Genomic DNA, 12,387 nt, shown 5'->3' on the forward strand with positions numbered 1-12,387 from the left:
TCAGTCGGACTGGCCCTCGAGCGCCGCCCGCACCAGGTCGTCGACGGACATGTCGTCGATCGAGCCGGACTCCTCGGCCGAGGACCTGCCGGCAAGGTGCAGCAGCGGTTCCAGCACGCCGATCTCCCTCAGCCGGGTGAGGGGCACCTTGGCCAGGAGTTCGCGGATCTCGGTCTCTTCGCCGTCGGCCCCGGCCGCTTCCTCGGGTACGAGCTGTTCCAGGACGTGCGCGGCCAGCTCCGCGGGCGAGGGGTGGTCGAAGACCAGTGTCGACGCCAGGCTCAGGCCGGTCGCGGCATTGAGCCGGTTGCGGAGTTCGACCACGGCGAGCGAGTCGAACCCGAGGTCGCGGAACGGGCGGTCGGGGCGGACCGCGTCGGTGCCGGTCCGGCCCAGCACCTCGGCGGCCTGGGTGCCGACCAGGTCGAGCAGCACCTCGTGGCGCTCGGCGGGCGCCGTGGCGAGGATCCGTTCGCGCAGCGCGCCCGAGGGCGTTGCCTGCGGTGCCGCAGCCTCCCGGGGGCCGGCGAGTTCGCGCAGCAGCGGGTCGGGCTGGTAGCCCCCGGAGAAGCGCCCCTTGTCGACGGCCGCGACGACCGCGGTGGCCCCGTCCTCCGCGGCGAGCTGGCGCAGCGCCGTGCAGGCGAGCGCGGGGTCCATCGCCGCGATACCGGCCCGCCGGGCTCCGGCCAGGGCGTCGTCGGAGCCCGCCATGCCCGCACCGCCCCAGGCGCCCCAGGCGATGGAGGTCGCGGCCAGGCCCTGCGCCCGGCGCCGCTCGGCCAGCGCGTCCAGTACGGCGTTCGCGGCGGCGTAGTTGGCCTGCCCGGGACTGCCGACCGCGGAGGAGGCCGACGAGAACAGGACGAACGCGTCGAGGTCGGAGGTCAGCTCGTCCAGCAGAAGAGCGGAGTCGGCCTTGCTGCGGAAGACGTCCCTGAACCGTTCGGGCGTCATCTTGTCGAGGACGCCGTCGTCGAGGACGCCCGCCGCGTGGACCACGGCGGTGAGGTCGGTCACCTCGGCCAGGACGGCCGCGAGGGCGTCCCGGTCGGCCGCGTCGCACGCGGCGACGGCGGCCTCGGCCCCGAGATCGCGGAGCTCGTCGCACAGCTCCCGGGCACCGGGCGCGTCCAGGCCCCGCCGGCTGAGCAGAAGCAGACGGGTCGCGCCCGCCCCGGCGAGGGCGCGGGCGACGTGGCCGCCGAGCGCGCCGGTGCCGCCCGTGATCAGGACGGTGCCGCGCGGCTCCCAGACACGGGCCGGGACGGGAGCGGGCGCCGGGACGAGCCTTCGGCCGAACACCCCGCTCGCACGTACGGCCACCTGGTTCTCGCCGTCGAGTCCCGCGAGCACGCAGGCGAGGCCCCGCACGACGCGGTCGTCGAGTTCGGCGGGCAGGTCGATCAGGCCGCCCCAGCGCTCCGGGTACTCCAGCGCCGCCACCCGGCCCAAACCCCAGACCGCCGACTGGGTCACGTCCCCGGGTGCCTCGACGGGGCTGACGGCCATGGCGGCGCGGGTGGCGCACCACAGGGGTGCGGTCAGGCCCGCGTCACCGAGCGCCTGGACCAGCGCCGCCGTGAGCAGGGTGCCCCGCGGTGTGCCGCCGGGGTCCGGCGCGGCCAGGCCGAGCAGGGAGACCACGCCGGTGAAGTCCGTGCCCAGGGGCGCCAGGGCCCCCGCCATCACGGCGCGGTCGGGGGTGCCGAAGGCGACGGTGACCACGTCGGCGCCGAGCGCCTCGAACAGCCGGGACGCCCAGGCGTCGTCGCCGTCCGGGATGACGGCGAGCCAGCGCCCGGCCGGGACGGCGGAGCCCGCGTCCAGGGGCTTCCAGTCGATCCGGTGCCGCCAGCCGTCGACGACCGCCAGGTCGCCCCGCTGTCTGCGCCAGTCGAGCAGCGCGGGCAGTACCTGCGACAGCGCGTCCGGGTCGACGTCGAGCACCTGCTCGAGGGCGCCGAAGTCCTCGCCCTCGACCGCGGCCCAGAAGGCGGCGTCGTCGCTGCCGGGTTCCGCGGCGGCGGCCGGGCGTTTCGGCGCCGTCGCGGACGACGGCCAGAACCTCTGGTGCTGGAAGGCGTAGGTGGGCAGCGCGATGCGGTTGCCGTCGCCGAAGAAGCCGGCCCAGTCGACGGGCACGCCCCGGGTGTGGAGCCTGGCGAGCGCGGTGACGGCGGTCGTCTCCTCGTCGTGGTTCTTGCGCAGCAGCGGGACCGCCACGACTGCGGGTGCGTTGTCCTGGGCCAGGCCGCAGAGAGTGGCGTCCGGGCCGAGTTCGAGCAGCGCCGTGACGCCGCGCTCGGCGAGGGTGCGCAGGTGGTCCGCGAAGCGCACCGCCTCACGCGCATGGCGCACCCAGTACTCGGGGTCGCTCACGTCTCCCGCGGCCACGACCGGGATGCTCGGCGCGGCGAAGTCGAGAGTGGAGAGGACCGTGCGGAACTCGTCGAGCATCGGGTCCATCAGCGGCGAGTGGAAGGCGTGCGACACCCGCAGCCTGCGGTGCTTCCACCGGCCCACGACGGCGTCGACCGCCTCCCCCGGGCCGGCGACGACCACCGAGTCGGGCCCGTTGACCGCGGCGATGGTGACACCGCCGGCGAGGTGGGGCCGGACGGCGTCCTCCGGTGCCTGCACCGCGGCCATGGCGCCGCCCTCGGGGAGCGCCTGCATCAGCGCGGCCCGCGCCGACACGAGCCGGCACGCGTCCTCGAGTGAGAGCACTCCGGCGACGTGGGCGGCGGCGATCTCCCCGATCGAGTGCCCGGCGAGGAAGTCGGGCTTCAGGCCCCAGGACTCGGTGAGGCGGTAGAGGGCGACCTCGATCGCGAACAGCGCGGGCTGCGCGTTGCCGGTCCGGTCGAGCGCCTCCTCGTCGTCGCCGCCGACCACACCCGCGAGGGCCGGGTCCAGCAGCGCGAGCACCCGGTCCAGCGCCTCCCGGAACACCGGGAACCGCTCCCGCAGCCCGCGGCCCATGGCGAGCCGCTGCGAGCCCTGTCCGGCGAACAGGAAGGCGAGTTTGCCCGACCGGGCGGCCTCGTCCACCACGACGTGCGGCGCGCGGGCGTCCTCCGCCAGCGCGGTGAGGCCGGTCAGGACGTCGTCCGGGGCGCCGGCCAGGACCACCGCGCGCTGTTCGAAGGCGGCACGGCTGGTCGCCGTCGAGTAGGCCAGGTCGGCGGGGTCCGCGGTGAGCGCCGTCGCCAGCAGGCGGGCGGCCTGGTCGCGCAGCGCGGCGGGGGTCCGGCCGGAGACGAGCACCGGCAGCACCGCGCCGGTGCGCTCCGCGGGCCGCGCGGGCTCGGGTTCGACGTGCTCGACGTGCTCGACGATCACATGGGCGTTGGTTCCGCTGGCACCGAACGACGAGACGCCCGCGCGCCGGACCCGGCCGGTGTCGGGCCACGGCGTCCGCTCCGACAGCAGCGCGACGGTGCCGGCACTCCAGTCGACGTGCGTGGTCGGCTTCTCGGCGTGCAGGGTCCTGGGCAGTTCGCCCGCCCGCATCGCCATCACCATCTTGATCACACCGGCCACGCCGGAGGCCGCCTGGGTGTGTCCGAGGTTGGACTTGACCGCTCCGAGCAGCAGCGGCTCCGACCGGTTCCGGCCGTAGGCGGCGATCAGGGCCTGCGCCTCGATGGGGTCGCCGAGCCGGGTGCCGGTGCCGTGCGCCTCGACCGCGTCCACGTCGCCGGGCCGCAGCCCGGCCGCCGCGAGGGCGTGCTGGATGACCCGCTGCTGCGCCGGCCCGCTGGGCGCGGTCAGGCCGTTGGAGGCGCCGTCGGAGTTGATGGCGCTGCCCCGTACGAGGGCGAGTACCTCATGGCCGTTGCGCCGGGCGTCGGACAGGCGCTCCAGTACGAGCATGCCCACGCCCTCGGCCCAGCCGGTGCCGTCGGCGTCGTCGGAGAACGCCTTGCACCGGCCGTCCTCGGACAGCGCGCCCTGGGCGCTGAACTCGATGAACCCGACCGGGGTCGACATCACGCACACACCCCCGGCGAGCGCCATGGAGCACTCGCCCGACCGCAGCGCCTGCGCGGCCAGGTGCAGCGCCACCAGGGAGGAGGAGCACGCCGTGTCGACGGACGCCGTGGGCCCCTGGAGGCCGAACGTGTAGGCGAGGCGGCCGGACAGCAGCGAGGCGGACTGCGCGGTCTGCCACTCCAGTCCGGTCTCCTCGGGGGAGGGCCGGTACTCGCCGCTGCCGCCGCCGACGAACACGCCGGTGTCGGTGCCGCGCAGGGCGGCCGGGTCGACCCCCGCACGTTCCAGGGCCTCCCAGGCGGTCTCCAGCACGATGCGCTGCTGCGGGTCCATGACGAGGGCCTCGCGCGGCGAGATGGAGAAGAAGTCCGGGTCGAAGTCGGCGACGTCGTAGAGGAAGCCGCCGCGTCGGGTGACGCTCTGCCCGTCGACCAGTGCGGCCAGGTCCCAGCCCCGGTCCGCGGGCATGTCGCCGGTGGCGTCCGTGCCGTCGAGGAGCAGCTGCCAGAGGTCCTCGGGGCTCTTGACGCCGCCGGGGTAGCGGCAGCCCATGCCGACGATGGCGACGGGCTCGTCCTCGGCCCCGGACCGGGTTGCGGCCGTCGGTGCCCCGGGGTCCGCTTGCGTGCCGAGCACCTCCGCGAGCAGGTGGTCGGCGAGTTCGCCGGGCGTGGGGTGGTCGAACACCAGCGTCGCGGGCAGGGTCAGGCCGGTCGCAGCGCCGATCTGGTTGCGCAGGTCCAGCGCGGTCAGCGAGTCGAAGCCGAGGTCGCGGAACGGCACGTCCGGCTCGACGGCGCCGGCCCCGAGGTGGCCGAGCACCACCGCCGCCCGCTCGCGTACGAGTGCGAGCACCTCGCCGTGCCGCTCGTACTCCGGCAGCTCGAGCAGCCGCCGGGCCAGGACGGCATCGGGCTCGCCGGCCCCGTGGCGGGCATCGGTGCGGGCCCCGTTGCGCGCCTCGGGCAGGTCGGCGAAGAGGGTGCTCGGGCCGAACGCGGGCGCGAACGTCTCCCAGCGGACGTCCACCACGGCGACCGTGGCGCGGTCCGCGGCACGTGCGCCGCGGTCCGCGGCTGCCGTGGCACGGTCCGCGCCGACCGCGCGCCCCAGCGCCGACAGCGCCTGCCGGGCCGGTATCGGCGGCATGCCGCTCAGCCGCAGGTGCGCGGCCATGCCCGGGTCGGTTGCGTCGGCCCACGGCCCCCACGCCACACACAGGGCGGTGCGGCCTCGGGCACGCCGGCCGCGGGCGAACGCGTCGGCGACGGCGGCGTGCGCGGCCTGCGGGCCCTGTCCGCGGGCGCCCCAGACCCCGGCGACGGAGCCGAAGACCACGAAGGCGTCGAGGTCCCGGTCACCGAGCCGTTCGTCGAGGTCGTACAGCACGTCGAGCGGGGTGTCCTCGCCGACGTAGAGGACGGCGTCGGCCTGCTCCGCGGTGCCGGGGTCGTGGGTCACGGCGACGTCGTCACCCACCTCCTGAAGCCAGCGCACCACATGCTGTCCCATCGTGCCGCCGGCGCCGACCACGAGTACCGTGCCGCGCGGGGTCCAGGACGGCGCGGTGGCGCTCGCACGCGCCACCCGCCGGGCGTGGACGCCGTCAGCGCGGACGGCGACCTGGTCCTCGCCGTCGGGTACCCGCGCGAACCAGCCGGCGGTGGGCTCGGGGAGGTCCACCAGACCGCCCCAGCGCTCGGGGTGCTCCAGCGCGGCGACCTGTCCCTCGCCCCAGACGGCGGCGTGGGCGGGCGCTCGCTGCGGCTCGCCGCCGACCGCGACCGCGCCCGGGGTGACGCACCACAGCGGGGCCGTGACACCGGTCTCACCCAGCTTCGCCAGCAGCTCGGCCGGGCCGGTGGGCAGCAGGGAGAGCACTCCGTCGTAGTCGCCGGGGCACACCTCGTGCGCCACCTCGGCGTCCCCGCCGAACGTGGCGACCGCCTCGGCCGCCCACGCGTCGTCCTCGGGCACCAGCGCCAGCCAGCGCCCCCGCGGGGCGGCGGTCCCGGCAGCCACCGGCGCCCATGTCACGTGGTACAGCCGGTCTTCCCCGGCACCGCCGGCAGGCTGCGCACCGTCGGGGGTGTGCGGCCAGTAGCGCTCGCGTTGGAAGGCGTACGTCGGCAGGTCCACGCGGCGGGCGCCGGTGCCCTCGTAGTAGCGGTCCCAGTCGATCCCGGTGCCGCGCAGGAACAGGCGGCCGAGGGCGAGGGCGAGGGCGGCCTGCTCGTCGCGGTCCTTGCGCAGCGCCGGCACGGCGTCCTCGACGAGTGCCGAGAGTACGCCGTCGGGGCCGATCTCCAGCCATGCCGTGGCGCCTGCCTCGCGGAGCCTGGTGACGCCGTCGTGGAAGCGGACGGTCTCGCGTACATGCCGCACCCAGTACTCGGGATCGCCCATCTCACCCGCGGCGACCACCGCAATCCCCGGCTCCCCGAACGACAACCCGCCCACCACCGCACGGAAGTCGTCCAGCATCGGCTCCATCAACGGCGAATGGAACGCATGCGACACCCGCAACCACTTCACCCTGCGCTCCCCCAACCGCCCGGCGATCCGCTCCACCACCCCCGCCACAGCGGCCTCGTCACCGGACACCACCACCGACGACGGACCGTTCACCGCAGCAACCGACACCCCCTCGCACAGACACGGCAGCACCTCCTCCTCCGACGCCTCCACCGCCACCATCGCCCCACCCCCCGGCAGCGCCTCCATCAACCGCGCCCGCGCCGACACCAGCACACACGCATCCTCCAGCGACAACACCCCCGCCACATGCGCCGCCGCCACCTCCCCCACCGAATGCCCCGCCACGAAGTCGGGCCGCACCCCCAGCCACCGCACCAACCGGAACAACGCCACCTGCAGCGCGAACAACGCGGGCTGCGCCCGACCCGTCCGGTCCAGCGCCTGCTGGTCGTCCCCCCACATCACCTCACGCAACCCCGGCTCAAGCCGGGCCAGCACCTCGTCGAGCGCCTCCGCGAACACCGGGAACCGCCCGTACAACTCCCGCCCCATCCCGGTCCACTGCCCACCCTGCCCCGAGAACAGCAGCGCCGTGGCGCCGGCCCTGCGGACGGTGCCGGTGGCGATCTCGGCGCCGTCGACCAGCAGGGCGCGGTGCTCGAACGCGGTCCGGGTGGTGGCCAGGGAGTGGGCGATGTCCAGAGGGTCGCCCTGGACGGCGCCGATCCGGTCGATCTGCGCGCGCAGGGCGCGTTCGGACCTCGCGGAGACCAGCCACGGGGCGCTCGCGGCGCGGCCGGGGACGGCCGGGGAGGCAGCCGGGGACGGGGACGTGCCGGCGGGTCCCTCCTCCAGGACGATGTGGGCGTTGGTGCCGCTGAGGCCGAACGCGGAGACGCCGGACCGGCGCGGGTGCCCCGTCCGCGGCCAGCCGACGGCCTCCCCGAGCAGCGACAGCGTGCCCGAGGACCAGTCGACGTGCGGGGTGGGCGCGTCGACGTGCAGCGTCCTGGGCAGTACGCCGTGCCGCATCGCGAGCACCATCTTGATGACACCGGCCACACCCGCGGCGGCCTGTGCATGGCCGATGTTCGACTTGACCGAGCCCAGGTAGAGCGGCGCCGGCCGGTCGGCGCCGCCGAACGCGGACAGCAGGGCCTGTGCCTCGATCGGGTCGCCGAGCGTCGTGCCGGTGCCGTGTGCCTCCACCGCGTCGACGTCCGAGGGCGTGAGCCCGGCGTCCGCCAGCGCCTGCCGGATCACCCGCTGCTGCGCAGGACCGTTCGGCGCGGTGAGGCCGTTGGACGCGCCGTCCTGGTTGACGGCCGATCCGCGGACGACGGCGAGGACGTCGTGCCCGTTCGCCACCGCGTCGGACAGCCGCTCGAGCACCAGCACGCCGGCGCCCTCGGACCACGCGGTGCCGTCGGCCGCCTCGGCGAACGCCTTGCAGCGGCCGTCGGGGGCGAGGCCGCCCTGGGTGGTGAACTCCACGAACGAGTCGGGGCTCGACATGACCGACACACCGCCGGCGAGGGCCATCGTGCACTCGCCGCCGCGCAGCGCCCTGGCGGCCCAGTGCAGGGCCACCAGGGAGGAGGAGCAGGCGGTGTCGACGGTGACCGCCGGTCCCTCGAGACCGAGTACGTAGGACAGCCTGCCGGACATCACCGAAGCGGTGTTGCCGGTCGCCAGGTAGCCCTGGATCTCGGCGACGGTGTCCGCGGTGGCCCTGCGCAGCACGTTCTCGTAGTCCTGGCCGTTGGTGCCGATGAAGACGCCGGTGCGGCTGCCACGCAGCCGCGACGGGTCGATGCCCGCGCGTTCCAGGGCCTCCCAGGCGGTCTCCAGCACCAGCCGCTGCTGGGGGTCCATGGACAGCGCCTCGCGGGGCGAGATCCCGAAGAAGCCGGCGTCGAAGTCGGCCACCGCGTCGAGGAATCCGGCCTCCAGCGCGGCGGAGGCGCCCGCGCCGAGTGCGTCGAGGTCCCAGCCCCGGTCGGCGGGGAACGCGCCGACGCCGTCCCGCCCGTCGGCCAGCAGCTGCCACATCTCCTCCGGCGAGCCGACGCCGCCGGGGAAGCGGCAGCCGATGCCGACGATGGCGATCGGGTCGTCGCCGACCGGCCGGGGCGCCTCGGCGGGTGCCGCGGTGCCGGTCCCGCCCAGTGCCTCGGCGAGCAGGTGCCCGGCGAGTTCCGCCGGCGTCGGGTAGTCGTAGAGGAGCGAGGCGGGCAGCGGCAGCCGCAGGGCCGCCTGGAGGCGGTTGCGCAGCTCCAGCGAGGTCAGCGAGTCGAAGCCCAGATGCAGGAAGGCCCGGTCGGCGTCGACATCGGCGGGGTCCGTGTGCCCGAGGACGGCGGCGATCTGGCCGCGCACCAGGTCGAGCACCGCACGGGCGCGTTCCGGTGCGGGCAGTGCCGCGAGCCGGCCGGGGCCCTGCGGCTGCTCCGCCGCGGCGGCCCCCCCGGTGGCGCGCAGGCGCCTGACGCCGGGCAGGTCGTCGACCAGCGGCGCGGGGCGCAGGCCGGTGAGCGCGGGCAGATACCGCTGCCAGTCGATGTCGGCGACCGTCACCGAGACATCGCCGTGCTCGACGGCCCGGCCCAGTGCGGACAGCGCCAGGTCGGGCGCCATCGGCGCGAGTCCGCCGCGCCGCAGCCGCTCGGCGACGCCCGCACCGGTGGCCATGCCGGCGTCGGCCCAGGGGCCCCACGCGATGGAGGTGGCCGCGAGGCCCTGCCCGCGCCGGTATTCGGCGAAGGCGTCGAGGAACGCGTTCGCCGCCGCGTAGTTGCCCTGTCCTGCGGCGCCGATGGCGCCGGCGGTGGAGGAGAACAGGACGAACGCGTCCAGGCCGTGGGTGAGTTCGTGCAGGTTGCGGGTGGCGGTCTCCTTGGCTCGCAGCACGCTCGCGAAGGCGTCCGGTGCCATGGACTCGATGAGCCGGTCGTCCACCACACCGGCGGTGTGGAACACCGAGGTGACCGGGTGCTCGGCGAGCAGCGCGGCGAGGGCGGCGCGGTCGGCGACGTCGCAGGCGACGATCTCCACCCGGGGGCCGAGTTCCTCGAGTTCCGCCTTGAGTCCTGCGGCACCCGGGGCGTCGGGGCCGCGCCGGCTGGTCAGGACGAGCGTCCCGGCACCGCGTCCGGCGAGCCACCGGGCGACGTGGGCGCCGATCGCGCCGGTGCCTCCGGTGACCAGGGCGGTGCCGGGGCGGAAGTCGCGTGCGGCGGCGGGGAGGGCCCGGTGGGTGAGGCGGCGGGCGTAGACGCCGCAGCGGCGCACCGCGACCTGGTCCTCGGCGCGCTGGGCGAGGATGCCGGCGAGCCGGTGCAGGGTGTGCCGGTCCGGGTGCTCCGGCAGGTCGACCAGGCCGCCCCAGCGGGCGGGGTGCTCCAGGGCGGCGACCCGGCCCAGCCCCCACACGGCGGCCTGTCCCGGCCGGTCGAGCGTCTCGGAGCCGCCGACCGCCACGGCGCCGCTGGTGGCGACCCACAGGGGGGCGTCGATGCCCGCGTCGCCGAGCGCCTGCAGGACGAGGGCGGTGCGGGCGAGCGCGGTCCCGGTGCCGGCTTCGGTGCCTGCGTCGGCGTCGGCGTCGAGCGCCAGCAGTGACAGCACGCCGGCATAGGAGCGGCCGTCGAGCCGGGCGGCGAGGGCGGCCCGGTCCGCGCCGGCTTCGAGCCGTTCCGTCTCGAGTTGCTCCGTGCCGCTGCCGAGCGCGGCCGCGATGCCGTCCGCGAGGCCGGCGGCGACCCGGGCGGTGGTCAGCACCAGCCACCGCCCGGCCGTCGTGCCGGTCGCGGTCAGCGGCTTCCAGGTGACGCCGTAGCGCCAGGAGTCGACGGTGGAGCGGAGCCGGCGCGTGCGCCATTCGGCGAGCGCGGCGAAGTCCTCGCGCTCGACGGCCTCCCAGAACGCGTCGTCGACCCCGTCGCCCGCGGTGTTCCCCGGCTGCGGTGCGACGGGCTCCGGCCAGTACCGCCGGTGCTGGAACGGGTACGTCGGCAGGTCGACACGGCGGTCTCCGGCCCCGTCGAAGTACGCCCGCCAGTCGACGAAGGTGCCGCGCACATGAGCGCTCGCCAGCGCCCTGAGCAGGGTCGCGGCCTCGGGCCGCTCCCGGCGCAGCGCCGGGACCAGCACCGCTTCCTCGGTCAGGCTCTCCGCCGCCATGCCGCACAGCACGCCGTCGGGCCCGAGTTCCAGGTACGTCCGCACGCCGCGGCTCTCCAGGTGCCGCACCGCGTCGGCGAATCGCACCGCCTCGCGCACCTGGCGCACCCAGTACTCGGGGTCGGTGACGTCCCCGCCGGCGGCCAGGGGGATGGCGGGCGCGGCGAAGGCCAGGTCCGCGACGGCGGCGCGGAAGTCGTCCAGCATCGGCTCCATCAGCGGCGAGTGGAAGGCGTGCGAGACCCGCAGCCGCGTGCTGCGACGGTCCCCGAACCGCGCAGCGATCCGCTCCACGGCCCCCGCCACAGCGGCCTCTTCACCGGACACCACCACCGACGACGGACCGTTCACCGCCGCGAGGGACACCCCGCCCCCCAGATACGGCGACACCTCCTCCTCCGACGCCTCCAGCGCCACCATCGCCCCGCCCCCCGGCAGCACCTCCATCAGCCGCGCCCGCGCCGACACCAGCACACACGCGTCCTCCAGCGACAGCACCCCCGCCACATGCGCCGCCGCAACCTCACCGATCGAATGCCCGGCGAGATGATCCGCCGTCACGCCCCAGGACTCGACGAGCCGGTACAGCGCCACCTCGAGTGCGAAGACCGCGGGCTGGGCGTACCCGGTGCGGTCCAGCGCGTCCTGGTCCTCGCCCCACATCACCTCGCGCAGCGGCCGGTCGAGGCCGGCGTCGAGGTGGACGCAGACGGCGTCGAGTGCGTCGGCGAACACGGGATGGGCGTCGTACAGCTCGCGGCCCATTCCCGGGCGTTGTGAGCCCTGCCCGGTGAACAGCACAGCGGTACCGCCCCTCGTGGCGGTGCCGCGCACCAGGCAGGCGTCCGGCAGGTCGTCGCGGAGCGCGGTCAGGCCGCGTATCGACTCGGCGCGGTCGTGTGCCACGATCACGGCGCGCCGCTCGAAGGTGGAGCGGTGCCGGGCGAGGGATCCGGCGAGGTCCACCAGTTGCGTGTCCCGTTCCAGCAGCCGTGCCGCCTGCCGGCGCAGCGCCTCGTCGCCACGCGCCGACACGAGCACCGGGACCAGCCTCTCGGGGGGCTCCGGAGCCGGCCGCCCGGCGGGGGGTGCCTGCTCCAGGAGCATGTGCACATTGGTGCCGCTGAGCCCGAAGGACGACACCGCGCCCCTGCGGGTCCGGCCGGTCTCGGGCCACGGCCGCTGCTCGGTGAGCAGTTCGACCGCCCCGGAGGACCAGTCCACCTTCGTGGACGGGCGGTCGGCGTGCAGCGTGCGGGGCAGGACACCGGTCTGGAGCGCCTGCACCATCTTGATGACGGAGGCGACGCCGGAGGCCATCTGGGTGTGGCCGATATTGGTCTTCACCGAGCCGAGCAGCAGCGGCCGGCCCCCGTCGCGGTCCTGACCGTAGGTGGCGAGCAGCGCCTGCGCCTCGATGGGGTCGCCGAGGTCCGTGCCGGTGCCGTGGCCCTCGATGGCGTCCACGTCGGCCGGTTCGAGGCGGGCGTTCGCCAGCGCCTGGCGGATGACGCGCTGCTGGGAGGGGCCGTTGGGCGCGGTGAGCCCGTTGGAGGCGCCGTCCTGGTTGACGGCCGAGCCCCGGACGACCGCGAGGACCGGGTGGCCCTTGGCCACCGCGTCCGACAGCCGCTCCATCAGCACCAGGCCGACGCCCTCGGCGAGGGTCATGCCGTCGGCCGCGTCGGAGTAGGCCTTGCAGCGGCCGTCCTTGGCGAGGGCCCGTTG

1 protein-coding gene (running past one end of the window) is annotated in these 12,387 nt (G+C 75.7%); it reads right to left on the minus strand.

What is annotated here, in order from left to right:
* Positions 1-12,387, minus strand: partial view of a type I polyketide synthase gene (locus SCWH03_RS03090; RefSeq protein ID WP_173261463.1) — the 3' end only. Its footprint extends 14,811 nt past the window's final position; only the last 12,387 of its 27,198 coding nucleotides appear in the window; its start codon lies off the right edge, out of view; it ends in the stop codon at positions 1-3.

This window comes from Streptomyces pacificus (genome assembly GCF_011766325.1).
In the GTDB taxonomy this organism is placed as follows: domain Bacteria; phylum Actinomycetota; class Actinomycetes; order Streptomycetales; family Streptomycetaceae; genus Streptomyces; species Streptomyces pacificus.